Here is a 25,255-nt window from a genome sequence, read left to right on the forward strand (position 1 = left end):
AAAGTAAATAGACGGAGAATATATTTCGCATCATGAAATAGAAAAAATCACCGCTTCCTGAAGAAGCCACCATACTCAAAAGTTTTCGATCATACTAAAAACAGCAATTCTGCTCAATTATTCATAGTGCATCATAGCACCCAATATTATTATATCAAAAAATGAAAAAAGCATTTTTGGCCTTAGTTCCCTCATTCAGGAAACTAAGGTTCATCATCAGTTTTATAACGATGTTTACTGTTCACTCAACTACCTTTGCCCAGCAAGGTGACATACCTGTTGAGGTATTTGCCGGCCACCGTGCATTTACCCACCAAATGTACCTGACCAAATATCTTGACTCGGCAAGCCGGTTTGGATATTTCGGTTATCTGCGATACGAAGCTCCTTACTCCGACCGGAAAAAAAGTAGCTTTACAGGTCAGTCCATCTTTTTTTATGATGTGGCAAAAGGCGTGAGTGTAGGCGGAGGTGGCTATATAACCAATGACGGTTTTATGCCGCAACTGGCCATTGCTTATAGTTACAATGCCGGTGATATTTCCTTCACAGCCTTTGGCTCATATGAACCTGTAAAATCACCAAACAGCGAACTTTTTGTGCTTGTTTCATATAGTCCGCCATTAAATAAAAGTGGTAGCTGGCGGCTATTTACCCAATTGATAGGTTCATATAACTTTAGCTATGACCGCGATTTTCGATACAACTTTGCCAACCAGTATTTGAGGCTGGGCTTAAGCCGCAAAGCATGGCAATTCGGCTTGGCGGCCGATCTGGTTCAGGTAAGTGGTACCGGCTCGCTACCCACTAACGGTGGATTATTTTTAAGGCGATCACTATAATGTGTTGTAATGGTTGCTTTGTGAAGTATCTTGCTTAAGATCATCACTCACCATACTGCCTTACACTAACATAAAAGGAGCCTCAGACCTTCCTTTTATGTTAGTTTAGCAAACTTTTACAGCGATGAAGAACAGAAAGATTACATAGCACGTGTTTATCGTCAAGAAAGCTCAATTGTTCGTGACCTGATCAATTCTCAGAACTAATGTACACTATATCAATTCTCAATAAGCTAACACATATATCTTTTTATTTTCATAATCCCACACTGTTTTATATGATGCTAAGAATCGGTAAGCTATGGTTAAATAATTACCCTCAGTTATGCCTAAAGCTTTTCTAACATGACTTATATCTCCATGTTTGTAGATTCCCACAAAATTTGTGGTTAGCTGATCGTTTATTTTTACATTATTGAGAATAAATAATTCTTCATCGTAACCATCCTTTCCATAATCTATAAAATACTTTTTTTCCTTAAGCTTCTGAGAATCTTTTGAGGTTAATTCAATACCGCCATAAGCACCAGTATCAAAGCTCGCGAGTATATCTATGCCGTTTGCCTTTACTTTTATAATGGGATGATTAGGTAGGTTTCTTATTTCAAAATTCAATATGGCTACTACTTTTTCTCCGGCTAAAAAGTCTTTTAAGGATTCTCTTTGGGGGCTGTTTTTGTAAAAAGTAAGCTTCCTTTTAGTATAATCTAACTTTAAAAGATATCCTTTAAAAAAATCATGCCCTATATAACCTATGCAATCCGGGGTGATGTTGTTTTGTAAAAAGTCAAGATTTGCACTTGGTATTTTTCTGAGTTTTTGAAAATGTAAACCGTTTACTAACTTAACATCTTTAATAGTATCATTATTATACATTTTGAAGTTTTGACCACTACCAACCTGGCCACGACCTGCATCCGTTTGACCCAACAGGGGGACAATATTATTGTTAATTTCTAAAGCATTTCGGTTACCTGTGTCAAACATTAGTTTTCCTTTAACTCCGTTGATCTCTCCTGAAATAAATGGAAAAGCGTTAACAATAACGAGGGGGAAAGAAACGATATCCCCGGTCAATTGGAATTGATTGAGAACAGGAGTTTCCTTGATAGTTTGAGCATATAAAACATTAGAGATAAGTATGCTTAACAAGGTGTAAATAGCTTTTATCATATTTTTAATTCTAAAAGCGTAGTTGGAGTTTAATAATGGTGATATCATTATATAATTTTGTTTAAATTATTTTTTGAATTTTTTATATATGAGATGATGAGAAAGTAGTTTTATGTGATGTATTAGAATAGGATTATTTAAGCCCCTGTATGACTATTTTTTTACCGTGTAAATTTCATCTATACACATCTTATAAATTGTGCGATTTGTTAAAAAAAACCATTGATAATTATCAACGATCAGTTAAGGTTTATCGTCGATAGTATATCGGTTATATTAGATAACAATCAATAAACTATTAATTCGCAGGAGCATGTTTTGTAAATTAATTCTGCTTTAGAACCGTAAAATTCCATTATCTGACCGTTCATGTAAAGGCAGTGCAAATGAGAATGTTGACCCTTCTCCTAATGTGCTTTCGGCCCAGATTTTGCCGCTATGCAACTTGACTATCTTAGCACTTAAATACAAGCCTATACCAAAGCCGGATATGTGTTTTGTATCAATGCTTTCTACGCGGTAATAACGTTCGAAAACATTTCTTAGATCCTGCTCGCCAATTCCAAATCCCTGGTCAGTAATATTGACCACTACTTCGCTGGCTGACCGCTCAATATTTACATGAATTTCTTTACCATTCGGTGAATACTTCAGCGCATTAGTCAGGAGGTTTACCATAACAGATTCAATTTTATCTCTGTCAGCGAACACAACAATGTCGTTGCGCTGATGCAAAAATATTCTGCGAGATGCCGCTAACAACGATTCTTCAATAATCGACGTTATCAGCTCATTCATACAGAACTCAGTTTTTTCCAGACAAACCTTTCCTGATTCAAACTTAGAGAGGTTTAAAAACCCGGTTATCATTTTTTGCATCTTGTTTACCTGATTGATCGCTTTGCCCATGGAGTCAGCTAAAAATGTATCGGGGTGATTTTTAAGCTTTAGTTCTGCTACTTGCAAAATGCAGTTCAATGATGTTAAAGGAGTTTTTAGTTCATGGCTTACAGTGCCTACAAAGTCATTTTCATTTGTTTTTTTTCTATTGAATTTATTTTTGAACATAAAAACCAAAAAATTTATTCCTTTAGTAATTAATTTCTTTTTGAGTTTTAGAGCTAATTACTTGCCAGCCATTGCTGTAAAGTTGTATTAGGTTTTCCAAGAAAGCGATTTACTGTATCTGGGCTCCCTACTTCTTTTGTTTTTTCGAAAAACTCAAAGAGAGGAATAGTTTGATTTAATTGTTTGTTACGTGACACAAATGCAATTATTTTCAATAACCAAAAAGGAGTATTGGTAATTCTTGAATTATCCGAAAGCTTTACTTTAATATATTTTTCTAATGCCTCATTGAGAGTTAATGCTTCCGGGCCGAACACATTGTATTCCCGATTGAAACAATCTGAATTTTGATAACCGTTTACTAATAGTTTACCAAAATCTTCTGAAGCAATCCATTGAAGTTTAAGAGGTTGCTTACCCATAATCTTTGGTTTACCATCTTGTATCATTAACGGCAAAGACTCCATAAACCATGAAGGCCTGAAAATCATATAAGGAATACCACTTGCTTTTATAAGCTGTTCTGATTTGTATTTAGCTTCTATAAATGGCAACCAGCTATTTTCTTTGATTACGGTAGCACCACTCACATAACTGATGAGTTTTACGTTGTTGGTTTTTGCGACTTCGACGATCCTTGTAACAGCACCAAATTCATCCAGTTTCCGTAATGTTATGTGGATTGCTTCGCTACCCTTAATTGCCGATTCTAAGTCTTTATAGTTGAAAACATCGCCCTTTATTACCGTTTGATTAGGATATTTAGCTTCTACGCTTCGCGCAAAGAGTTTAAGTTGAAATCCTGCATTATCAAAGGCTTGTATTGTTTTTTGAGCCACCATACCGCTTGCACCTAATATTGAAACTTTTTTTATGATCATTTTCTATTTTATTTTTATTAGTTTTTAGACAGACGCTCTTTAGTTATCTGAACTGTTCCGATACCGATTTAAGTTTATATTTAAATCCTTTTGGCTGCACTGAGTTGATACTGCAAGAATAACTCCTTAAAAAATGCAGTTAATTATCAATTGATAAAAAGTAATTCATTAAAGATTATTTCTTATTTCGACTAATGCTTCTTCTGTGATTCCCAAATAAGAAGCGATGTAAGACAGAGGAACATTATTGGCAAGTTTGGGTGACTTGTTGATTAATGACAAATAGCGGGTCGTTTCATCGTCAGTATCCAACGGATTTTTATTCAGGGCATCAAATAAGCACTTTTGATACATTTTAGACACGATGGTATCCCACACTGTTATTGTATTAGTGATCTCGTCCCAATCTTTTTTTGAAAAGACAAGTAACTTACAATCAGTAACTGACTGTAAATATTTGGAAGCCGGCAAGCTGGCTTTAAATTTTGGATAATCTGTTATGAATTGATTTCTATCTATGAAATAAATAGTGATTTCTTTACCGTATTTATCATAAAAAGTAAAACGAAATATTCCCTCAAGAAGAAAAGCTACCTGCTTGGGTGTTTTTCCGGCTTCTATAAAATAGGTATCTTTAGGGAGTGTAAGCCTTGATGCTTTACTCTCAATAAAGTCGATCTGTTGTTTGTTTAAGTTGCCAAACTGTAAAATGTAATCAATAAACGCTTTCATAAAATTATAGTCTTTATTGTTATGTTAATCATTCTGTTGCGTATGTAATCTGTAGCGGTAAACCATTCATGTATCACTCAATGGTTTGCCTTGTCGATCCCATATCTAATTTTCCTGTCTGATAATAGATCTTCAGTGATCGTGAAACAGAGTCTATCTCACAATCGCTGGTGACAGCCATTTTGCCTTCATCAACAAAACGGGTAGCGGAAACATTCATAAATGGCGATTTGGCGGCAAAATGGGGAATAAAGTACTTTTCGCTCAGAAGCTTATCTTGCTCCTTTGCATAGCAAGTGCATATACTAACATCCAGGTTAACTAAGGGATATCTTTCGCTTTGGCTAATATGATCGTTACCTGCCCCTTCCGTGATCATCAGGATGGTCATTACCATACGGATAATGGCGGCAGCAGGAATAAGGAGGTAGAAATGGTCATACCACCGATCTTCATATGCCATAATGCCCTTATTGCGAGTGGACTTATATATTGATGATAATCTGCCTGTTATTGGCGTTACCGTTTCTGAAATTTTATATTTTCTATACCGTATCATCCTTGTCAAAATGTAAGTTCTTTCTCTGTATAGTGAATTAGGCGGTAGTTAATTGGCTACATAACACTACCTTAAGATTATGTAGTTATTTATCAGGCTGTATTAAAATTTAAATCCTACTACAGATGCTACAAAAAAACCGTTTTGGTGCTGAGGTATCAGATCGTTAATAAAACTGCCCGTTTTGAAATATTGTACGCCAAAATTGTAATTCAAAAAGCCATTTATATCCCATGAAATATTGGTAATGTATGCTGTACCAATATATCGTTCCCTGGAACCTGATGAAGATAGCCTGAGTGAGCCATCTGATCTGTAAACACCGTCCTCGGTTGATTGACGCCAGTTAAACACTACATCAAATTTGAGAGTTACCTTTTTATGAGGATTCCAGGATAGGGTTGGATGTATTGATATTAAATTTGCCGGGCCTATTTGCGGGTTCATCCCAAAATATCCTCCATTTGGATATAAGGGGTTGGCTGTACCAAGCTTACCATCATTCTTTTTATCATCACCAGGTATATAATCGCTCTTTAGCTTTACGGTAGGTACACCCTTTAGTCTGTCAAAGATATACCCGATCTCTGATGAAATTCCCAAAGCACTTATAGCATCTGAACCGAACTTTCCGAATTGATAGATCGCTTCAAAATTGTAAATAAGTCCACCTCCGTTTTTTGAAAATCGAGCACCTGTGGTGTGCCGGGTTTCGTTAGCTATGCCTTCATCAAATCTGGAATTGATACGATCAATGCCAAGGTAATAAAGGTCAAGCTTGTGACTTTTCGGAATACTATAGGTACTATAAATACCCCAAAGGTTGATCTTTCGAGTGGAGATATTATCAAAAACGCCAGTATTCACTTTAGCTTCAGCCAGTATAAAAGCGTCAACATTGAAATGAGGCGATGTATATGCTACTTTAGCTCCGTCAAAGTACAGCCGTAAGTTGGTACCTTCCCTTACATCGATCAAACGGCCGCTACCGTATTGAATCTCCTGCCTACCTATACGAAGCGTAAGCGTCCTATCTGGTTTTTTGTAAGGTATAATGTCCACAAACAAATTCTGGATGTTCAATTTATCTTCATCAATGCCCCTTGGCCCATTCTTACGCCCATCTTCAAGCCCACTGCGTAATTGCCCGAAAACCCGAATACGGTTACTCAGATGCAAATCGGCATGAAGATGATATCGTTGAAGTAAAAAAGCATCCCGGCCAAGGTTTTTTTCACCCCAATCTTCATTTACGGCATAGTCCAACTCCTGACGCAATTCACCTCCAACGGATAGGTAAGCGGAACCATTTTGGGATAGAGGCATGTATTTTACTTTTTTGTAAAAAGTTCTGTTACTGTCTTTCAATCCTGAATAGTTCTCGTTATAACGCATTAGTTCAAAATTTTGGGCCAATAATGATCCCGGCAGGGATAGAAAAAAGTATATCAAAAAATACCTCATAAAAGAAATGTGCTTGTTAGAGGTTCCATATTTTAGGTCGACTGATCCGAACGTGAAAAATGACTTTTATGCATTTACCTCAAATATTCACGATGTGCATTTTATCAATGGGATATTATTTATCCCAGTAATAACCTCCAAAGTATTTGATCGGTGACCAGGCAGGAATAGGTTCCTGTAACTTTGGACCCAACCCGCTATATTTTTCTGAACCAAATACCACTCTACCATCAACCACGGTTAAAACCGAGGATATAGTTTTTATCTGATCCTCCGGAACGGTAAAATAATCCTTGCTCAACAAAACAAAATCAGCGAGATTGCCTGGTGCTATCCTGCCTTTATCATGCTCTTCATTTTCAAACCAGGCTGCTCCTGTTGTGTATAACCGCAGTGCTTCTTCACGGGTCAGGCGATTATCGTCAGCCAATACGGTAGCTCCGGAAATAGATTTTCCTGATACAGCCCAACTAATTGCAAGCCATGGATTGGCCGGGGATACGCGAAATGCATCTGTAGTTAAGGATAGCGGTATACCACTGTTAACCAGTTCCCGCAAGCGTGGGGTGTACAGGGCCTTTTTTAAACCATGTGTTTTTACAAAGGCATCACCATGAATTGCCATTTTGTTATCTAACGCAATACCTCCACCAAGTTTTTTGATCCTTTCAATATTCTCTGGTGTAACGGTTTCTGCATGTTCAATACTCCAACGCATACCATTAAGCGGGGTAGTTTGCACTACTTTCTCTAAGGCATCTAAAAAAGGTGTCAGATTCTCATTATACGTCACATGCATACGGAAGGGAATTCTATTCTGAATTAGCTTTCTAACATCTTCTTCTGCATATTTCATCATCCTTTCTTTCGGAATGATGTAGGCTGGTTTATCAAAATTTTCATGATCATGAGTTTCTGCCCTGATCGCCTCACCCATCCCTTCATATTCGTAACCATGATCCATTGTGGGATGCAAATTCTGCCCCGGACTAATGGGAGCCATTTTGGTTATGCGTTTAAGTAATGTTTCTACAAATGGTTCGCTGGATTGCTGGTCCCATCCAAGATCAACAAAAGGAAAACGAATGTTCAATCGCTTTTCGCTTACTAAAGTTTGTAAAGGTTTATGTCCTTCCGGATAGCCAATGATACTGGTTGCATCAAGAACGGAAGTTAGTCCGAATCGATTTAGATCATGGATCACATGTTCCAATGAACTGACTTCTTCTTCCGGAGTTGGCACGGGCAACATCGCATCCAGGGTTAAAAATGTAAAAGTATATCCATTGATCACCCCTGTGTAATTTCCTTTTTTGTCTTTCTCAAAGTCCGCCTCCGGAAGTTCCGGAAACTTAGAAGTTCCAACCCCCAATATTTTCATAGCCATCTTATTCAAATAACCCCGGTTATAAGCATATTGGATGTAAACAGGTCTGTTAGAAACGGCCTTATTTACTTCATCTATGGTAGGCTGGCGATTTTCAGCAAATTGAAATGGAGACCATCCCCCGGTAACTTTTACCCACTGCCCTTCAGGAGTTCTTGCGGCTTGCTCAGTAAGCATTTCAAGCGCACGTTTTAGTGTCGGCACACCGTCCCACCTGACTTTATAATTAAAGTTTCTTTCATTTAATGGATGGATATGAGAATCCTCCAAACCGGGAATGAGCCTCCTGCCGTCTGCATCGATGATCTTTGTATGATCATCCTTTAACGCGAGTATGTCTGCATCGTTACCTACCGCATAAATTCTTCCACCCTTAACTGCAAGCGCTGAAGCTTCTGGTTGTGCTGATGTGTTTGTGGTGATCTTTGCATGATGCACGATCAGGTCGGCTCCGGAAAATGTGGTTTGCGCTTGGGCACACAGGCCAATCAAGAGCGCTGTTGTCGTAAATAATGCTAATGCTTTTTCATTTGTTGATGATTTAATTGATCACTACAAATGTTTAGCTAAAAAACTACATGCTATTTACCAATTGGTAAATAGCGCTTTTATTATACTTTAATAATTATTCTTTTTTTAGGTAGTTACGAGGCTTCTAAGCAAAAGGTAATTGCAATGACTGTTGTAAAATAGGCCTGACTTGAAGCAATTAAATAGTGAAGAAACCAATTATTAGAGAACGGAAGACTGTTCAGGCAATATAAAAGCAGGAATGAACTCTAAAAACTAAAAGATTGGTGTAGTTTCCTACCTTGAGGCAAAACATCCGTTAAAGTTGTATAGGTCAGCAAGAAGGGGCGTTTACAATGTCGTATTGCAATCTACTGTTCTTCCAAAACCAGATGATAATCTGAAATGAAATTATTTATTCTTTACTTTATTTTGGAGGCAGATATTGCTGCTAAAAAATCACGCTTGTAAAGTGGCAAATAGTGCAGTTACTGTATATTTTTTCTAATTCTGCTAAGTGATTGCTGCGTAATTCCCAGGTAGGAAGCTATGTAAGAAAGAGGGATTCGATTGGCAAGAGTCGGAAATTTTTCGAGGAACAGCAAATAGCGTGTTGTGGCATCTTCTGAAACTAATGGACTTCTTTTTTCTATGGTTTCCAACAGACACTTGCGATACGCTTTATCTGCAATTTTATCCCAATCAATAATTGTATTCGTAATTTCCTCCCAATTTTTTTTGGAGAAGATAAGTAACTCGCACTTAGTAACCGCCTGTAAATTATCTGTAGATGGTAAATTAGACTCGAAGTTTTCGTAGTCGGCAAGAAATTGATTGCCATTTATGAAGTAATTGGTGATTTCCTCACCTTCATTGTTATGATAAGATAAACGAAATATGCCATCCAAAATAAAAGCAACCTGTCTTGGTATTTTTCCAGCTTCTGAAAAATATTCGTCCTTGGATAGGGTAAGTCTGGTTGCTTTGCTTACAATAAAGCTTATTTGCTGTTTATTTAAGTTGCCAAATTGCAAAATAAAATCTGTAAGCTCCTTCATATTTAATCATCTATAAAATAACATGTTACATATTCAACAATTAGCCTTAATTGTGAATGTGCACTATCGCTAAAGTAAGATTGAGCAGATTGAAAAACAATGACATATGTCAATAAAAAAATTGATAATTATCAACTTTTTTATTGACCCGGACTCAGGTAAACTAAGATCATTTTCGCGCTTTTTTTAAGCGACTCAGGGTTTCTTTAGTTATCCCTAAATAAGAGGCGATTTGGTGTTGGGGGAACCGCTGTATAAATTGGGGGTTACTCCTTAATAATTCCTCGTATCGATCTTCAGCTTTATTATTGATAGTGCTGGCCAGCCTTTTTTGCGCCGCGATAGCATGTCGATCATCCATCACTCGTATCATTTCAACTAACGCCGGTATTTTTTTCATTAATTCAGCCAAATCTGCTCTGGTTATAATTAACAACTCCGTATCCTCGCAGGCATCTATGTTATAGGCAGAAGGTTTTAAGTTAAAGAAACTTTCACGGTCAGTTGCCCAATAGTTTTCTATAAATAAATTAACAATAACCTCATCACCTTTTTTATTCAAATAGTATTGGCGCATTGCACCTTTAGTAATAAACCCGGTATACTTGGAAACATCACCATCCTGCAAAAAATATTGGTTCTTTCTTAAAATCTTTGGTCGGAACGCATTTTTAATCAGATCTTCCTCATCCTTAGTGATGGAAGATCTTGAGTAATCAGCAATATAATTGAAAAGGCTTTCGTACATCATTATAAGTTTGGTCAAGCGTTAGAAAAACAAATTGCTTTCCCTTACGCATTTTTTGATACAAGTGTAACATACCCTTGCTCAAAAGCCTCGAACCGGAAAAATCAATTTTCGAGAAATATTAAAACCCGAGCGTATAATTCGAGAATCATCCGTAAAGATGCCGTTAGATAAATAATTGGATCTATTCAATTAATACTTAGCTATAACACTAAGCATTAATTGAATGTTTTTTTTGCTTCGCCGGTAACCGGGTTATATTGATTTACACCGGAATAAACTACACCTGTATTTAACAGGCGGAACATGAACATCATCTGACGAAAAATAAAAAACTGAACATCAGTCTGTTTACTTAAACATACATCGTTACAGCAAAGATTTCTTCATGCCGCTGTTGCCTTTTGATCACACGCCCCGTTTTAGGGTGTAAAATCAAAAACATCATGAATATGAAAAAAACACGCAACTTTTCGAATTTCTTTTTGAAACCTGCTGTAGGCTTATTAGGCATCGCATTAATGTTTACCGCTTGTAGTGATGACGACAACGTCAGTCCAGCACCAGGCGTTGCAAACTTGGCCGTTGTTCACGCTGCGCCAGGTTCACCTGAACTTTCGTTAAGTGTAAATGGCACTAAAAGCAACATTAAAAAACTGACCTTTGGCACTTTCATCGGTTATGCTAACATTAATGAAGGCAATGCGGAGTTCAGCATAACCAAAAAGGATTCTACCAAAGTGCTTACAAAATCAACAGCTGCATTAAAAAGTGGTAAATACTATTCACTGATCATTGCGGATGTTCCGGCTAAAACGGCTTTTACATTGGTTGAGGACGATTTGACCGCGCCTGCTGCTGATAAAGCGAAAGTAAGGTTTGTAAACCTGAGCCCTGATGGCGGTAGCCTTGACCTTTCTATCACCGGTCAAACTACTCCGTTGTACACCAAAACAGCATTTAAGGCAGCAACCGCTTTTACCGCTGTAACACCGGGTGCTGAGCTGAACTTCGAGATCAGGGAAAACACCAAGCCCGAAGTTTTAGCCAAGATCGAAAAAGTAAAGATAGAGAAAGGTAAGATCTATACCATTTGGGCTAAAGGCCTTAAAGCAGCTACCGATTCTACAAAGCTATCATTGGGTGTAATTACTAATAAATAAGCAACACCAAATTAAACAGCCACTCCTGAGCAATCAGGGGTGGTTGTTATTTGTAATGAACGCTCACGCACTGCTATCAACTTTCTGGAGGCCGGCCAAGGTAAAGCCTATCAAAAAACTGGAGGATATCCTCGCCGGTGGTATTACCGGAGATGAGAGGTGCCGGGAATGGATATACAAATCATTCTACGGTTATATAATGGGCGTAGTGATACGTTACCATAAGGATAGTGAACAGGCAGAGGAGCTTGTTAATGATAGCTTTATCAAGATATTCAAAAACCTGCCAACCTTTACCTATCCTGATGACCCGGATGAGCTGCTCAAAGCATTTAAGGGGTGGATAGCACGCATAGCATCCCGAACGGTGATCGATTTTCTTCGTGTTGGCCGCAATAATTATCAAACAGAGGAGATCACTGAACTACATATTGTGCATGAGCAGGTGTCGGTTGTTGACAAAATGAATGCAAATGATATTCTTAAACTACTTAACGAGTTATCCGAGATCCAAAAAGTGATCTTCAATATGCATGAAATAGAAGGCTTCAGGCATGAGGAGATCGCCGCCGAACTGAATATACCGGTAAAGAACAGCCGAGTATATCTGGCCCGTGCTAAGGATCGCCTCAGAACCCTGTACAAACAGCATATCAATCAAGCGTAGCCATGAAAGAGGATCTTATAGAGCATATTAAATCGCAGCTTTCCAACCTGGAAATAGACTACCATGACGGAGCCTGGGAACGTTTTAATGAAAAGCGTAAACAGAAACGCGGCGCGGTAGTTTGGCGGGCATCATTAAGCGCGGCTGCGGTACTTATATTTTGCCTGGGTTTTGTTACTTATCAACTGCTTAATGAAAAAACACAACAACCGCATGGCCGAAAACTTGCAGCCATAACGGAACCCCGGCGACCTGACACAGAGGAACAGCTTAAAACATCCGTGCCTGAAAATGCTTTGAACGTTACTCAATCAGTGAATGATAAAAATGAAAAGGTAACAACGCCTATTGCAAAGGTAATTCGCCCACTATTGCTGCCCCTTAACACAGATAGTGGAGTTACGGCTCCCGTTGCCGTTGATGTTACGCCGGTACCGGTGCCCCAATTCAATTCTGTAACCCAGTCCCACGTTAAAAAGATGAATACGGAGGATTTTTTGGTGCAGGAAACCATATCAAAATATCCAGTTCCGGAAAAAATATCAGGAGGCAGAAAGTGGAGTTTTGCATTTTCGGTAGGGCAAGCTATAGATACACGATCAAAAACAGATTTGAGTGCCGGGATGCACATTAGCTATTTACTCAACGACAGGTTGTCGCTGGTTTCCGGTATATTCTTTAATCAGCTTGGCGGCGCGAGGAAAAATGAAGTACCTGACATGAAGGGCCGTACGGATAAATTCATGACCGGCACACAGGCAAGTCTTGCCGGTGTTGATGTGCCGCTTGAGTTTCAGTACAAGGCCACCAAACAGTTGTATGCGCGTATAGGGGTATCAGCTTATGCTATTGTTTCGCAACAGCAAACGTTGGATTACCTGGAACGACGTACAGATGTAAATACTTATGTAGGGCCGGATGGTAGTACCAGAACAGAGTCTGTAACGGTGAGCGAAGTATCAACCGAGAGTGTTCCTACAGAGAAATTAAAACAACGACATTCAATGGTGGGCTTATATAATTTATCAATCGGCTGGAAACAAAAACTCAATGATCAACATTCCATCGCGTTTGAGCCCTATGTAAAGATTCCGCTGGCCGGGTATTCTGATCAAAAGCTAAACCTGGTACAAGGCGGCTTAAGGTTGAAGGTTGATTTTTAGAGTTTTAGTAAACTTAATCTTTAAAGCTCATTGATTACATGATTAAAAGCGGCCTATTAAATGTGTGATGGTTAGCCGGTTCAGTCAGATCAACTTTGTACACCATCCGTTCCCTGCAGAATAGTTTTGTTTTGCCGAGATCGATCATCGCCTTTGCGATTGTATATGTTAAAAACCCGTAATTTTTAACATCATCTGTCAAAAGCGGCAAATAACCTATGTTTGGGCATTAAACTAATAACACATGCCATCTGAAGAACTTATTACCGAGATCAATACTAAAACCGATCTTGCCGCTTAGATCAGAAAATATATTCCACTTCAGGAAAGCAGAAAAGCCTTGAAAGGAAATTGCCCTTTTCATAATGATCAAAATCTTTCCTTTATGGTTCTGCCCACCAAAAATACCTTTAAATGTTTTGGTTGCGGTGCAGAAGGCAGACCGGTAGATTTTCTTTCGCTTGTAGAAAACAGAACCTTTGAGGAGGCTACAAAAATGCTTGCAAAACATTTAGGCCTTAGCGAAAGATTATCGGCCTGAGAGCTCCGTGGAGCATTTTATTCATTGCTAACAGATATGCTAAACTATATTTACCTTGCATATTACTTCTTGTTATTTCACGTTTTCACACATAACGGTGTATCCTCAAACGCGAACTCATGTAATATCTTGTAAATCAATCTGTACTTAATATTATAAATACCATCTTATTTTTTGTGATGGTTAAGGATAATTTCTTGATAGCAATCATAAATGACGATTCTGTTTTAAAACATTATCGTCAAATTGAGCATATTCCCATGTTAAGCTCAAAGCATCAGCAATAAACTAACGAATCTGAATTTTATTTAAATCTACCATTAAGACATAAAAAAAGCCCTTTTTACAATTGTAAAAAAGGGCTTTTAAATTAGCGGGGTAAATGATGGGGCTCGAACCCACGACCCTCGGTACCACAAACCGATGCTCTAACCAACTGAGCTACATCTACCGTGTTGGAGGCTGCAAAAATAGAAATCTCCGGGCTATTTGCAAACATTTTTTTTAATATTTCTGATACCTTTGTTGCATGGTTATTGAATTGTTTACAGATGGCGCATCAAGCGGCAACCCTGGGCCGGGAGGATATGGAGCTATACTACGTGCTGGTCAACACTATAAGGAACTTTCAGAAGGTTTTAGAAAAACGACTAATAACCGCATGGAACTATTGGCCGTAATAAAAGGCCTCGAAGCTATTAAAAATCCTAATCAGGATGTGATCCTATATTCCGATTCAAAATATGTTATTGATGCTATTGAAAAGCGTTGGGTTTACGGCTGGCTGCAAAAGGGTTTTAAGGACAAAAAGAACAAAGACCTTTGGCTACGCTACCTGGAGGTAAGCAAACCTCATAAAATTAAACTGGTATGGGTAAAAGGCCATGCCGGCCACCCGGAAAATGAGCGTTGTGATCAATTAGCTGTGGCGGCATCAAAGCAGCCCAAATTACTTATCGATACGGTATTTGAGGCTGAGAACGCAAGGGTGAATTTACTGTAATTACTTATTTGTAAAATGTGTGCTTAATAGTAAAATCACACTCATTACTAAGCCCATGCTATGTATCACCCAAACTACTACCCGCTTATTTTTACGGTAGAAAAAGTACTCTGTTAAAATAAGCGCGATTGAAACAGCGCAAGCAATTGCAAATATCGTTGTAAAGCCGTCAAGATCATCTACATCACCTGTCGCAAGTCCGGCGTTGGCAATACTATTCATAAACAGCACTAATAAATAGAATATTGATATGCTGAGGATATAAAGTAAGAACAGGGTTCTTTGCATGTGGATATGGGGATTTAAATAACCAATATTGTTAAATGGTATTTCCTATCAATCATTTTGAATTTACACTTTTATATCGCTTTGGATAAATTGTAATTGCTTATTCCTCGTAATAAGTAAACTTGAAGTCATAAGCATAAGGCTTATCGCCGGGTTCTTGTTCGGGGGCGGTGTCATAAATTTCTATCGAGCCCGTTATTGCATATCCCGTACTTTCTCCAATATCTTCAAGGATAACCACTGCTTCATCTGAGTCTGTAGCCCAAATTTTTGCGCCTAAGTAAGCTGTACCTGGTCTTGCGGAAAAATCTTCGATATATTCGGATATACTAACTGGAGTAATTAATGTGTAGTGCTTGTATGGAGTTCTAATTTTGCCATATCTAAGTTTTAATTTCCAATTCTTTATCATACTACCTCCCATTTAACTCGATTATCTGCATATCCTGAATTTTGGGGCCATCTATAATAAAGCGCATCAGTGTACGCACTTTATGCCAGCCTTGCTTGCCAGCGGCGCCGGGATTGAGGTGCAGGCATTTTATCCGCTCATCAAACATCACTTTTAATATGTGCGAATGCCCACAGATGAATAGTTGCGGCGGGTTAGCATATATCTCATTCCGTACCTGCGGACTATACTTACCCGGGTAACCACCAATGTGTGTTATACAAACATCAACATCTTCACATTTAAAACGCAAGTTTTCGGGGTATACACGCCTTATGTCGCCGCCATCAATATTGCCGTACACGGCCTTGAAGGGTTTAAATGCTGCCAGTTTATCGGCCAGTTCAAGGTTACCGATATCGCCCGCGTGCCATATCTCATCGCATTGCTCAAAATGCTTAAATACGGCATCATCCAAATAACTGTGCGTGTCTGATATCAGGCCAATCCTCGTCATGCTTCAAAACAAAGCAAATTAAAACACAATAAAAAACTCTTTTAATGTATCGATGTATTGCTGGCTGTAAACCTTTGGCGCATCGTAAATTAAAAACTGTTCGCTTGTTGGCTCAGTATGTGCTTTGCTTGTGACTATGATATACCGGTGAGGTTCACTATCAGCGTATGATCGTATCAGAATAGTTTTTTGAAGATGCAGATCATAGCCGGCAAGCAGCGTTTCAATATAGTCGGCCGTGTTAACGGGCAACACCATCCAGCACGTGCCATTTTCTGTCAGATGATTTGATATGCCTTTTATCATATCCACAAAAAAATCCCTGTCGGCGTGTTTGGCCTGGTTTGTTTTTTGTGTGGGCGATGTTAAGGCGTCAATATAAAAAGGCGGATTAGTTACGATGAGATCGTATTGATTTTCGGAGTTTTCACCGAAAAATGTATTGAAATCCTGATGATATATTTTAAGGCGATCACTATAGGGTGAACCTTCAAAATTATTTAACGCGGTTTTGGCGGCATCATCGTCTATCTCAACCGCTTCTATTAGTGCCGATGCAAAACGTTGCGCCAGCATTAGCGCAATTACACCGGTGCCTGTGCCAATATCCAGTATATGCTGAGGCTGCCCCGCTCCTGCCAGTGCGCCTAATAATACACCGTCGGTATTGATCTTCATGGCACAGCCTGACTGATCAACGCTGAACTGCTTAAAGCGAAATATACCCGCCATTACTTCTCGTAAAATTCAATAGGCAACCCGTCCGGATCGGCAAGAAAAGTAAAGCACTTGCCCGTAAATTCATCTATGCGGATTGGTTCAGCAGCTACACCAAACCTATTTACATGCGCTATAGCAGTTTCTACATCATCAACCTCAAAAGCCAAATGACGTAAGCCGGCAGCTTCGGGGCGTGATGGCCTTGCGGGAGGGTTTGGAAAAGAGAAAAGCTCGATCTGGTATAGTCCTGAAACCTCCAGATCGAGCTTGTATGATTGCCGTTCTTCACGGTAAACCTCACGTACTATAGTTAAGCCCAACACATCGATATAAAACTTTTTCGACCGCTCATAGTCGGTACAAATAATAGCTATGTGATGTACGCGGTTAAGTTTTAGCATATTTTAAAACTTTACGTCATTGCGAGGGACGAAGCAATCTCTGAACTTTTTATGCCGATATGCATATCAAGAGATTGCTTCGTACCTCGCAATGACGATTTTTTATAGCGATACTTATTCGCCTAACGCAACGTGCAGCACATTGTCAAACAACATCTTCACATCAGTTACATGGCCAAACAGTTGCTCGTCAACATTAAATTCGCCGTTGGTTACAGTACCTAACAGCGTAAAATCGGTTTCGCTTGTAGCCATCAGTTCAACAAATTTGTCCTGATCTGCCGGGGCAACGCTCACTACTATCCTGCCCTGCGCTTCGCCGAACAGGAAGGCATCCTTACGGATAGCAGCATCGGTACTGATATCAAAACCTAAACCGTTTGGCATAGCCGCTTCGGCAAGGGTTACGTACAAACCGCCATCGGCAACGTCGTGCGCTGATTGTACCAGTTTATGCTTGATCAGCTCTTTGATCACCTGGTGTGTAGCATACTCCTGATCCAGATCAAAATGCGGAGCCGGAGATGCCGATACCTTGTGCCATGAGGCCAGATATTGTGATGAAGCGATATCGTTAACCGATTCGCCTACCAGGTATATAAAGTCGCCCGGCTGTTTAAAGTCAAGCGTCATGATGTTATCAATGCTATCCATTACACCCAGCATACCGATGGTTGGAGTCGGGAATACCGGGCCTTCATCTGACGATTGGTTGTAAAAGCTTACGTTACCACCTGTAACCGGGGTTTCAAACTTGGTACAAGCTTCGCCCATACCTTTAATAGCGCTAACAAACTGCCAGTAAACTTCAGGAATGTAAGGATTACCAAAGTTCAAGCAATTGGTAATAGCCACCGGCTCGCCACCTGCGCAGGTAATGTTACGCGCAGCCTCGGCAACAGCTATAGCACAACCTTTTTGCGGATCGGCGTATACGTAGCGTGAGTTACAGTCAACCGTTAAAACGATGGCCTTTTCGGTATCGCGTACAGCAACTACGGCAGCATCGCTCGGGCGGTTGGTGGTCATGGTTGATACACCTACCATTGAATCGTACTGATCAGTTACCCATCGTTTTGAAGCAATGTTAGGATGACCCAACAAATGCTCAGCTACAGCAACCAGATCTTCCGGCTCAGCAATATCTTCTATCTTGAATTTTTGATTTTCGGCATAGTAAGCAGGCTCGCGGTACTCGCGTTGGTAAACCGGCGCACCGCCACCTAATACCAGGTCATCGGCAGGTACATCGGCCACCAGTTCGCCATTCATAAAGTACTCCAGGCGTTTGGTATCAGTTACCTCACCAATAATGGCGCAGTTCAAATCCCATTTATCAAAAATAGCTTCAACCTCTTTTTCACGACCTTTGTGTACCACGATCAGCATACGCTCCTGCGATTCTGAAAGCAATATCTCAAAAGGCTTCATGTTTTCTTGGCGGGTTGGAACCGCGTCGAGGTTAATGCGCATACCATGCTCACCCTTGGCCGACATTTCGGAGTTTGAGCAGATGATACCCGCGGCACCCATATCCTGCATACCTACTACAGCACCGGTTTTGATCACCTCAAGGGTAGCCTCCAACAAAAGTTTTTCCTGAAATGGATCACCTACCTGTACAGCAGGCAAATCGTTCACTGAATCTTCAGTAATATCTTTTGACGCGAAAGCCGCGCCGTGTATACCATCCTTACCGGTAGCCGAGCCAACAATGTAAACCGGGTTGCCTACACCGTATGATGTAGCCGAAACGGTTTCGCCGGCCTTTACTATACCGGCAGACATGGCGTTTACCAGCGGATTGATGTTATAGCATTCGTCAAAGAAAAGCTCGCCACCAACGGTTGGAATACCAAAGGCATTACCGTAATGACTGATGCCTTTAACCACACCTTTAATTAACCATTTGGTTTTATCGAGGTTGATGTCGCCAAAACGCAGGGAGTTAAGCTGCGCGATAGGCCTTGCACCCATAGTAAAAATATCGCGGTTTATACCGCCCACACCTGTTGCCGCACCTTGGTAAGGCTCAAGCGCTGACGGGTGGTTATGTGATTCTATTTTGAAAGCACATCCAATACCATCGCCCAGATCAACCAAACCGGCATTTTCTTCACCGGCTTTGGCCAGCATGCGCGGTCCATCCTTTGGTAATGTTTTTAACCAAGTAATAGAGTTTTTGTATGAGCAGTGCTCGCTCCACATTACCGAGAAGATAGACAATTCGGTAAAGTTAGGCACGCGGCCCAGTATCTCTTTTATACGATCAAACTCTTCGGGTAACAGGCCAAGGTCTTTGGCGGTATCAACGGTAGTTAGCTCCTGATTCTCCAATGCTTTATATTTATTTTAAAGGATGCGGCAAAATTAGGAAAATCAGGCGAAAGCAGGTAAATAAGTTTACAGTTTAGTTGAAGTAACAAACTACCCTAAAAAACGCAGCCGGGCCATACACTAAGTATGGCACCGGCATATTTACAGGCTTAGGTAATATTAGTTATTAGTAATAGTAAAACTGATAGGTATGGTATACCTCACCCTAACCGGACGACCGTTTTGAGTGCCCGGTTTCCAGGCTTTGGCTTTTTTAAGTACACGCAGGGCTTCCTCATCAAAACCATACCCTGCGCCTTTCTCTACTTTTATATCGGTCAGTTTGCCATCTTTTTCAATAATAAAGCTGATGAACACCCTGCCGCTTTTTCCTTCTTCAGAAGCTATTGCCGGGTAACGCAGGTTGCGGCTTAAGTATTTATTCCAACCATCCATACCATCAATTGGTTCGGGTAATGAGGTTAAACCACCTAAACCAACAGGTTCATTACTTGTGCCTTCTTCGTCTCCTGTGCCTGAGCCACCTGGCGTACCGTTATCTTTACCTTCAGGTATATTAAGTTCAGTTGCTTTACCTTCTTCATTTGTGGGGCCGATAGCTCCTTTTATATCATTGATCACCGGAGGATCTGTTTTTGCAAGCTCGTCCCTCACAACATTGGTAGGTATCGCAGTGATCTTTACCTTATCTGCTTTAGGAGCCGCTTTCGGCAATTCAGTTTTTGGTGTAGCTTCAAATACTTTTTCTTCTTTTTTAGGCGGAGTAACCATTTCCTTAAGTACTACATCAGTTCTTTTATCCGTAGGTGAGATAAGTGGTGGCTCAATTACGGGTGATCTATGCGTAAAAGAATAAAAAGCTATACCAACACCCACTGCCGAGAATGTAATCAGCAAAGATTTTAGCATATTTGTGCCATTATGTTTCCGTAGCTCGTAAGCGCCATAGCTTTTGTTGCGGTTTTTAAATACAACATCGAGCCACTCGGTATTGTACAAATTTAATTTGGTGATAAGCATATAATTAGAATTTAGTTTTTAATTATAACGCTATTTTACAGAATAAAATTTTGTTTTTTCTATTTAAACAGAACTTTTATTTATTTTTTATTCATCGTGCCAAATTTTTGCAAAGTCTGCAATCAAAAAGCTTTTCATTAAATTTTTTGCATAAAAAAGGCCGGATCACTCCGGCCTTTAACAATATATAATTTGGTTTTTCACCAATCTTTCTTAACTATCGGCGCTATTTTGGGCTCTTTTTTGGCTACAGGCGCCACAGACAGAATAAAATTCTTCAAACGCTCGCCCACTCCCCTGCTATTTACAAGCACTTTTTCCAGGTAATCATCCAGATCTTTTTGGCCTAATACACGCAGACCGTGCTCAAGCGGCGTCTTTTTACCTTTAACGGGCACAAAGTTAGCATAACGGTCGCGCTCGTAAGGTATAACTACAAAATTGGTAAGCCAGTAGCGGTATTTACCATCCTTTACTTCGATAATGAGGTCGTAAGTTATTTTGGCATCCTCATGCTTTGATACCAGCGCTTTTTTTGATACCATAAAGCCACCCTCACCCTGTAAGGTAGCCTTACTATCTTCCTGCTTTTTAAGCTTCAGCTTATCTTTTGAATAGGCCGTTTTTAAAAAATGTAAAGCCCTTTTATATATGGTATCGGCAGTAAGCGTTGGCTGCTCCTCAACCCTATAATATATATACTTGTTATTTTCATCAAAACTCAACGAATCCTTTGGCTGAGTTTGGGCGTTAACCGTGCCGCTAATCGCCAATAACAATACTATTATCAATTTCTTCATCCTGTAAATATAAAAAAAGCCGCCCCTTTTTTACAGGTAGCGGCCTTTACAAAAAATCAACTTAAACTAAATTATTTTTGTTAGAATGCGTACACCGCTGCCAGCACGAACTGACCGGCACTTTTTGATGGCGCACCACTCTTTTTGGTAAACACAGCATCGTTGCTCATATTATCTAAGCGAACTTCGGGAATAAAATTAAGCGGACCGGCTTTGATGTTAGCCGTAGCGGTTATTGCCACAACTGATTCGCCCGGCGCAGGGCCAAAGGTTTCTAAAACACCCGATTTTGTTTTGAAATACTCGCCACGTAAACCAAAGGTAACTGATTTTGATACGGCCAGCTGCGGATACAGCGCCACACCGGTAAAGCCACCTGCATCATCAGCCGCTGAGTAATCGGCAGCGTTAAGGCCCAGCTTAAAGGCATCAGTAATTTGATAGGCAGTAGTAAGGTCGAACTCGGTACCTGATGTTTTACCGGTAAGCACGTTCAAATATGCCGACCAGCCCTCAACAGGCGTTAAGGCCAACTGAGCACCAAAGTTGTTCATTTTACTAATGGTGTTGTAAGAGTTCCAGGCATCATTAAATACACCGGCCATTAAGCTCACCTTATCAGTAAAGGTATAAGCAAACTTTAAACCCGCGTTTTGGAACGGACCATTAGTGAACATGTACGATGTTGAGTAGTTAAAGTTACCTACAGGGCTGATCACCTCGTAACCTATAAAGGTTGACATGTAACCACCGGTAACTACAAATTTGTCAGTAATATCATACGATACATATAAATTTTGGATGTGGTATGAATCGCCTGATGCTCCCGGTACAAGAGATTGTTCCTGACCGCGCGGGCCGAATGAAATTTCGCCTACAAAGGCGGCTTTACTCACTTTCTTTTTCAATGCGATATCGATCATACCGATTGACATTGAATTGTGATCTGAAGCGAAACTGGTTGGAAGGTTGGCGTGATCAGCAAAATCATACTTATAATAAGTATCAACCGAGCCCGTGATGGTTAAAGGCGGGTCTGTTTGCGTGGAATCCTGCGCGTTCGCAACAAAAGCTCCTGCTGTCAGTAATGACAAGAGTAAAAGTTTTCTTTTCATGATAATGATTTGGATTAGTTAAGGGGTTAATGTGTGTTGATTTTTTTGGTTATTGGGTTAATTAAGTTGAAATAGTTGGTTAAATGGTTTAAATTTTAATAGTATAAAAGAAAAACAGTTAAATAAATTCGTTAAACCTTCATTTTTTTAGCACAATAACGAATATTAAGTAACTTTTTGTTTAATTTTTTTCTAAAATATAGATGGAATTCTATAAATCAAAATTTTATTTTAAATATTTTGCATTAATATCAATATATAGGCATGTTTTTTACACAAAACATAATTAAACAGGGTCATTTTTATAACTTTTTAAAAAAATTAATAAGTTTACCATACAATCGATTGAAAAACGGGTTTTTAAGCTGGTATTATCATAAAAAAAAATACTACTCAGAGCACTATTTAAATAAATGCTATTAAGGCCGGGTATGGGGTATTAATTATAGTATTGTAAATACTTTATCCTATTTTTGGAAACGACCTAAAATTAGAATAACCCAATATGTCGAATACCCGATTTCAAGCCCTGCAATCGGTGCTTAACCGTACCGTGCCGGAGATAAAAGCGCCATCCGCTAAAATTTCAGAGTTTTATGGCGCTAACGTTTTCGATAAAAAGAAAATGAAGGAGTACCTGTCTGACGATGCTTTCGCGAGCGTTATCAACTCCATAGAACATGGCGAGCCTATACAGCGCGATATGGCCGAGCAAGTGGCATCAGCCATGCGTGCCTGGGCTATTAATAAAGGCGCTACACATTATACCCACTGGTTTCAGCCACTTACAGGCAGCACTGCCGAAAAGCACGACTCGTTTTTTGAGCCTACGGCTGATGGCGGCGCTATAGAACGTTTCTCGGGCGATGCCCTGGCACAACAGGAGCCTGATGCATCGAGCTTTCCGAGTGGTGGTATACGCAATACTTTTGAGGCCCGCGGCTATACCGCTTGGGACCCATCATCGCCCGCGTTTCTGATGGGGCGTACCTTATGTATACCTACCGTATTTGTATCATACACCGGCGAGGCACTTGATTATAAGGTTCCCTTATTAAAGGCATTGACGGCACTTGATAAGGCAGCTGTTGATGTGTGCCATTATTTTGATAAGAGTATCGAGAAGGTAAACGCCTCATTAGGTATTGAGCAGGAATACTTTTTGGTTGATATAGCCTTATTTAATGCAAGGCCCGATCTGTACCTGACAGGGCGTACTCTGTTTGGCCACATCTCCGCTAAAAACCAGCAGCTGGAGGATCATTATTTTGGTTCGATACCTGAACGTGTGCTGGCCTTTATGCAGGATATGGAAACCGAAGCCTTATTATTAGGCATACCATTAAAAACCCGCCACAATGAGGTTGCACCATCGCAGTTTGAGTGCGCGCCTATATATGAGGAGATCAACCTGGCTATTGACCATAACCAATTGTTGATGGATTTGATGGATCGTGTAGCCAAGCGACATAACTTTAAAGTATTGCTGCACGAAAAACCTTATGCCGGCATCAATGGCTCGGGCAAGCACAATAATTGGAGCATGATCACCAATACGGGCAAAAACCTGCTATCGCCAGGCAAAACGCCTAAGAACAACCTGATGTTCCTTACATTTTTTGTAAACACCATTAAGGCGGTTTACGAGCATGCCGACCTGTTGCGCGCCTCCATCGCCTCAGTAAATAACGATCACCGTTTGGGTGCTAATGAAGCGCCGCCTGCTATCATCTCTATATTTTTAGGCAGCCAGCTTAGCGAGGTGCTTGACGAGATAGAAACATCGCGCTTAAGCAAAAAAATAAAAGAGGAAAACACCCTATGGCAAGGTATCCCGAAGATACCTCAGATATTAGCGGACAATACCGACCGTAACCGCACCTCTCCTTTCGCCTTTACGGGTAATAAGTTTGAGTTGCGTGCCGTGGGTTCATCAGCTAACTCGGCCAGCCCGATGACGGTATTGAACCTGATCGTGGCCGATCAGCTTAAAAAATTCAAGGTTGACGTTGACAAGCTCCTGAAAAAAGGCGAGAAAAAAGATGTTGCCCTGATGATGACCATTAAACGCTATCTGAAAGAATCGCGCAGCATACGTTTTGAGGGCAATGGCTACAGTGAGGATTGGGAGAAAGAAGCCGAAGCTCGTGGCCTGTCGAACATCAAAACCACTCCAAAAGCACTTGATGTAATGATAACCGAAAAAACCGCCGAGCTTTTTGAAAGCACTGCCGTATTTACCCCACGCGAGGCACATGCCCGCCACGAAATATTGTTGGAAAGCTATTACAAAAAGGTACAGATAGAAGCCCGTGTTATGGGCGAACTGGCTAATAACGTGATCATTCCGGCGGCTATTGCTTACCAAAGCAAACTGGTTGAGAACGTAAGGGGATTGAAAGATATAGGTTTGGATAAAAGCACCTATCAGGCACAGATAGATATTATCACCAAACTATCAGAGCATATCAACTTTGTAAAAAACAATGTTGAGGAGATGGTACAGGCACGTAAAAACATCAACAACAACGTTGAGGATGTTCGCCAGAAAGCCATTGATTACGATGAAAAGGTACGTTCGTACTTTCAGCCGATACGTTATCATGTTGACAAGCTCGAACAACTGGTTGACGATTCGCTTTGGCCACTGCCAAAATTCAGGGAATTATTATTCTTTAAATAACAAAAACAAAGGGCTTCCAAATTT

General features: G+C 40.1%; 24 protein-coding genes and 1 tRNA gene. 6 read left to right on the top strand and 19 right to left on the bottom strand.

Features of this window, described 5'->3' with window-relative positions:
• The first annotated feature begins 161 nt into the window (after window positions 1-161).
• Complete coding sequence (locus tag IM792_RS17385; protein WP_194103170.1) at window positions 162-842, top strand: hypothetical protein; 681 nt, start codon at window positions 162-164, stop codon at window positions 840-842.
• Window positions 843-1,067: 225 nt separating this feature from the next.
• On the opposite strand, the gene IM792_RS17390 is transcribed toward IM792_RS17385, so the two are convergent.
• The 9 genes from IM792_RS17390 to IM792_RS17430 all read right to left on the bottom strand — a co-directional run bounded on the left by IM792_RS17390 (window position 1,068) and on the right by IM792_RS17430 (window position 10,425).
• Window positions 1,068-2,063 (bottom strand): hypothetical protein, encoded by a 996-nt coding sequence (locus IM792_RS17390; protein WP_194103171.1) that lies wholly within the window; start codon window positions 2,061-2,063, stop codon window positions 1,068-1,070.
• A gap of 288 nt (window positions 2,064-2,351) precedes the next feature.
• Complete coding sequence (locus IM792_RS17395; protein ID WP_194103172.1) at window positions 2,352-3,083, bottom strand: ATP-binding protein; 732 nt, start codon at window positions 3,081-3,083, stop codon at window positions 2,352-2,354.
• A 53-nt stretch (window positions 3,084-3,136) separates the two neighbouring features.
• A complete protein-coding gene (locus tag IM792_RS17400; protein WP_194103173.1) occupies window positions 3,137-3,964 on the bottom strand; it encodes an NAD(P)H-binding protein in 828 nt (275 codons plus the stop codon).
• A 168-nt stretch (window positions 3,965-4,132) separates the two neighbouring features.
• The gene (locus IM792_RS17405) at window positions 4,133-4,696 is read right to left on the bottom strand and encodes a Crp/Fnr family transcriptional regulator (protein ID WP_194103174.1); all 564 of its coding nucleotides are present in this window, start codon (window positions 4,694-4,696) and stop codon (window positions 4,133-4,135) included.
• Between the two features lie 73 nt (window positions 4,697-4,769).
• Window positions 4,770-5,159, bottom strand: a complete 390-nt coding sequence (locus tag IM792_RS17410) for a hypothetical protein (protein WP_194103175.1) — start codon at window positions 5,157-5,159, stop codon at window positions 4,770-4,772.
• Between the two features lie 198 nt (window positions 5,160-5,357).
• Window positions 5,358-6,719: an alginate export family protein gene (locus IM792_RS17415; protein WP_194103176.1), complete on the bottom strand. Its 1,362-nt coding sequence runs from the start codon at window positions 6,717-6,719 to the stop codon at window positions 5,358-5,360.
• 115 nt (window positions 6,720-6,834) lie between these two features.
• Complete coding sequence (locus IM792_RS17420) at window positions 6,835-8,598, bottom strand: amidohydrolase (RefSeq protein WP_194103177.1); 1,764 nt, start codon at window positions 8,596-8,598, stop codon at window positions 6,835-6,837.
• 506 nt (window positions 8,599-9,104) lie between these two features.
• Window positions 9,105-9,674, bottom strand: coding sequence for a Crp/Fnr family transcriptional regulator (locus IM792_RS17425; RefSeq protein WP_194103178.1), 570 nt, complete (start codon window positions 9,672-9,674; stop codon window positions 9,105-9,107).
• A 169-nt stretch (window positions 9,675-9,843) separates the two neighbouring features.
• A complete protein-coding gene (locus IM792_RS17430) occupies window positions 9,844-10,425 on the bottom strand; it encodes a Crp/Fnr family transcriptional regulator (protein WP_228085226.1) in 582 nt (193 codons plus the stop codon).
• A 449-nt stretch (window positions 10,426-10,874) separates the two neighbouring features.
• Here IM792_RS17430 and IM792_RS17435 point away from each other — a divergent pair, with 449 nt between their 5' ends.
• From IM792_RS17435 to IM792_RS17445, 3 genes are read left to right on the top strand one after another with little or no spacing between them, the layout of a single operon-like run.
• A complete protein-coding gene (locus IM792_RS17435; protein WP_194103179.1) occupies window positions 10,875-11,585 on the top strand; it encodes a DUF4397 domain-containing protein in 711 nt (236 codons plus the stop codon).
• Window positions 11,586-11,640: 55 nt separating this feature from the next.
• Window positions 11,641-12,252 carry a sigma-70 family RNA polymerase sigma factor gene (locus IM792_RS17440; RefSeq protein ID WP_228085228.1) on the top strand — a complete coding sequence of 204 codons (612 nt, stop codon included), beginning with the start codon at window positions 11,641-11,643 and terminating at the stop codon, window positions 12,250-12,252.
• A gap of 2 nt (window positions 12,253-12,254) precedes the next feature.
• Complete coding sequence (locus IM792_RS17445) at window positions 12,255-13,415, top strand: outer membrane beta-barrel protein (RefSeq protein WP_194103180.1); 1,161 nt, start codon at window positions 12,255-12,257, stop codon at window positions 13,413-13,415.
• A 918-nt stretch (window positions 13,416-14,333) separates the two neighbouring features.
• Here the strand turns inward: IM792_RS17445 and IM792_RS17455 are convergent.
• Window positions 14,334-14,407, bottom strand: a tRNA-His gene (locus IM792_RS17455).
• A 78-nt stretch (window positions 14,408-14,485) separates the two neighbouring features.
• On the opposite strand from IM792_RS17455, the gene rnhA reads away from it, so the two are divergent.
• Entirely contained in the window at window positions 14,486-14,959 is a 474-nt protein-coding gene (gene rnhA, locus IM792_RS17460) for a ribonuclease HI (RefSeq protein WP_194103182.1), read from the top strand.
• Here the strand turns inward: rnhA and IM792_RS17465 are convergent, their stop codons facing one another.
• The 9 genes from IM792_RS17465 to IM792_RS17505 form a co-directional block, all read right to left on the bottom strand.
• Window positions 14,960-15,247: a hypothetical protein gene (locus IM792_RS17465; protein ID WP_194103183.1), complete on the bottom strand. Its 288-nt coding sequence runs from the start codon at window positions 15,245-15,247 to the stop codon at window positions 14,960-14,962.
• Between the two features lie 100 nt (window positions 15,248-15,347).
• A complete protein-coding gene (locus tag IM792_RS17470; RefSeq protein WP_194103184.1) occupies window positions 15,348-15,659 on the bottom strand; it encodes a hypothetical protein in 312 nt (103 codons plus the stop codon).
• Between the two features lies 1 nt (window position 15,660).
• Window positions 15,661-16,155 (bottom strand): metallophosphoesterase family protein, encoded by a 495-nt coding sequence (locus tag IM792_RS17475; protein WP_194103185.1) that lies wholly within the window; start codon window positions 16,153-16,155, stop codon window positions 15,661-15,663.
• Between the two features lie 18 nt (window positions 16,156-16,173).
• On the bottom strand, window positions 16,174-16,887 hold the full coding sequence (locus tag IM792_RS17480) for a methyltransferase (protein WP_194103186.1): 714 nt from the start codon (window positions 16,885-16,887) through the stop codon (window positions 16,174-16,176).
• Window positions 16,887-17,276 (bottom strand): VOC family protein, encoded by a 390-nt coding sequence (locus IM792_RS17485; protein WP_194103187.1) that lies wholly within the window; start codon window positions 17,274-17,276, stop codon window positions 16,887-16,889. The genes IM792_RS17480 and IM792_RS17485 overlap by 1 nt, the downstream gene beginning before the upstream one ends.
• Before the next feature lie 114 nt (window positions 17,277-17,390).
• Complete coding sequence (gene purL / locus IM792_RS17490; RefSeq protein WP_194103188.1) at window positions 17,391-19,613, bottom strand: phosphoribosylformylglycinamidine synthase subunit PurL; 2,223 nt, start codon at window positions 19,611-19,613, stop codon at window positions 17,391-17,393.
• A 159-nt stretch (window positions 19,614-19,772) separates the two neighbouring features.
• The gene (locus tag IM792_RS17495; RefSeq protein WP_194103189.1) at window positions 19,773-20,633 is read right to left on the bottom strand and encodes an energy transducer TonB; all 861 of its coding nucleotides are present in this window, start codon (window positions 20,631-20,633) and stop codon (window positions 19,773-19,775) included.
• Window positions 20,634-20,833: 200 nt separating this feature from the next.
• Complete coding sequence (locus IM792_RS17500) at window positions 20,834-21,433, bottom strand: DUF4468 domain-containing protein (protein ID WP_194103190.1); 600 nt, start codon at window positions 21,431-21,433, stop codon at window positions 20,834-20,836.
• Window positions 21,434-21,513: 80 nt separating this feature from the next.
• The gene (locus IM792_RS17505; RefSeq protein WP_194103191.1) at window positions 21,514-22,548 is read right to left on the bottom strand and encodes a porin; all 1,035 of its coding nucleotides are present in this window, start codon (window positions 22,546-22,548) and stop codon (window positions 21,514-21,516) included.
• 505 nt (window positions 22,549-23,053) lie between these two features.
• On the opposite strand from IM792_RS17505, the gene IM792_RS17510 reads away from it, so the two are divergent.
• The gene (locus tag IM792_RS17510; RefSeq protein WP_194103192.1) at window positions 23,054-25,231 is read left to right on the top strand and encodes a glutamine synthetase III; all 2,178 of its coding nucleotides are present in this window, start codon (window positions 23,054-23,056) and stop codon (window positions 25,229-25,231) included.
• The last annotated feature ends 24 nt before the right edge of the window (window positions 25,232-25,255 follow it).

Origin of the sequence: Mucilaginibacter sp. JRF (assembly GCF_015223065.1) — a bacterium.
Taxonomy (GTDB): domain Bacteria; phylum Bacteroidota; class Bacteroidia; order Sphingobacteriales; family Sphingobacteriaceae; genus Mucilaginibacter.

Bases quoted from the DNA above. Each gene is read 5' to 3' on its own strand.
- IM792_RS17385 (WP_194103170.1), top strand. From the start codon at position 162: ATGAAAAAAGCATTTTTGGCCTTAGTTCCCTCATTCAGGAAACTAAGG.
- IM792_RS17390 (WP_194103171.1), bottom strand. From the start codon at position 2,063: ATGATATCACCATTATTAAACTCCAACTACGCTTTTAGAATTAAAAAT.
- IM792_RS17395 (WP_194103172.1), bottom strand. From the start codon at position 3,083: ATGTTCAAAAATAAATTCAATAGAAAAAAAACAAATGAAAATGACTTT.
- IM792_RS17400 (WP_194103173.1), bottom strand. From the start codon at position 3,964: ATGATCATAAAAAAAGTTTCAATATTAGGTGCAAGCGGTATGGTGGCT.
- IM792_RS17405 (WP_194103174.1), bottom strand. From the start codon at position 4,696: ATGAAAGCGTTTATTGATTACATTTTACAGTTTGGCAACTTAAACAAA.
- IM792_RS17410 (WP_194103175.1), bottom strand. From the start codon at position 5,159: ATGGCATATGAAGATCGGTGGTATGACCATTTCTACCTCCTTATTCCT.
- IM792_RS17415 (WP_194103176.1), bottom strand. From the start codon at position 6,719: ATGAGGTATTTTTTGATATACTTTTTTCTATCCCTGCCGGGATCATTA.
- IM792_RS17425 (WP_194103178.1), bottom strand. From the start codon at position 9,674: ATGAAGGAGCTTACAGATTTTATTTTGCAATTTGGCAACTTAAATAAA.
- IM792_RS17430 (WP_228085226.1), bottom strand. From the start codon at position 10,425: ATGATGTACGAAAGCCTTTTCAATTATATTGCTGATTACTCAAGATCT.
- IM792_RS17435 (WP_194103179.1), top strand. From the start codon at position 10,875: ATGAAAAAAACACGCAACTTTTCGAATTTCTTTTTGAAACCTGCTGTA.
- IM792_RS17440 (WP_228085228.1), top strand. From the start codon at position 11,641: ATGAACGCTCACGCACTGCTATCAACTTTCTGGAGGCCGGCCAAGGTA.
- IM792_RS17445 (WP_194103180.1), top strand. From the start codon at position 12,255: ATGAAAGAGGATCTTATAGAGCATATTAAATCGCAGCTTTCCAACCTG.
- rnhA (WP_194103182.1), top strand. From the start codon at position 14,486: ATGGTTATTGAATTGTTTACAGATGGCGCATCAAGCGGCAACCCTGGG.
- IM792_RS17465 (WP_194103183.1), bottom strand. From the start codon at position 15,247: ATGCAAAGAACCCTGTTCTTACTTTATATCCTCAGCATATCAATATTC.
- IM792_RS17470 (WP_194103184.1), bottom strand. From the start codon at position 15,659: ATGATAAAGAATTGGAAATTAAAACTTAGATATGGCAAAATTAGAACT.
- IM792_RS17475 (WP_194103185.1), bottom strand. From the start codon at position 16,155: ATGACGAGGATTGGCCTGATATCAGACACGCACAGTTATTTGGATGAT.
- IM792_RS17480 (WP_194103186.1), bottom strand. From the start codon at position 16,887: ATGGCGGGTATATTTCGCTTTAAGCAGTTCAGCGTTGATCAGTCAGGC.
- IM792_RS17485 (WP_194103187.1), bottom strand. From the start codon at position 17,276: ATGCTAAAACTTAACCGCGTACATCACATAGCTATTATTTGTACCGAC.
- IM792_RS17495 (WP_194103189.1), bottom strand. From the start codon at position 20,633: ATGCTTATCACCAAATTAAATTTGTACAATACCGAGTGGCTCGATGTT.
- IM792_RS17500 (WP_194103190.1), bottom strand. From the start codon at position 21,433: ATGAAGAAATTGATAATAGTATTGTTATTGGCGATTAGCGGCACGGTT.
- IM792_RS17505 (WP_194103191.1), bottom strand. From the start codon at position 22,548: ATGAAAAGAAAACTTTTACTCTTGTCATTACTGACAGCAGGAGCTTTT.
- IM792_RS17510 (WP_194103192.1), top strand. From the start codon at position 23,054: ATGTCGAATACCCGATTTCAAGCCCTGCAATCGGTGCTTAACCGTACC.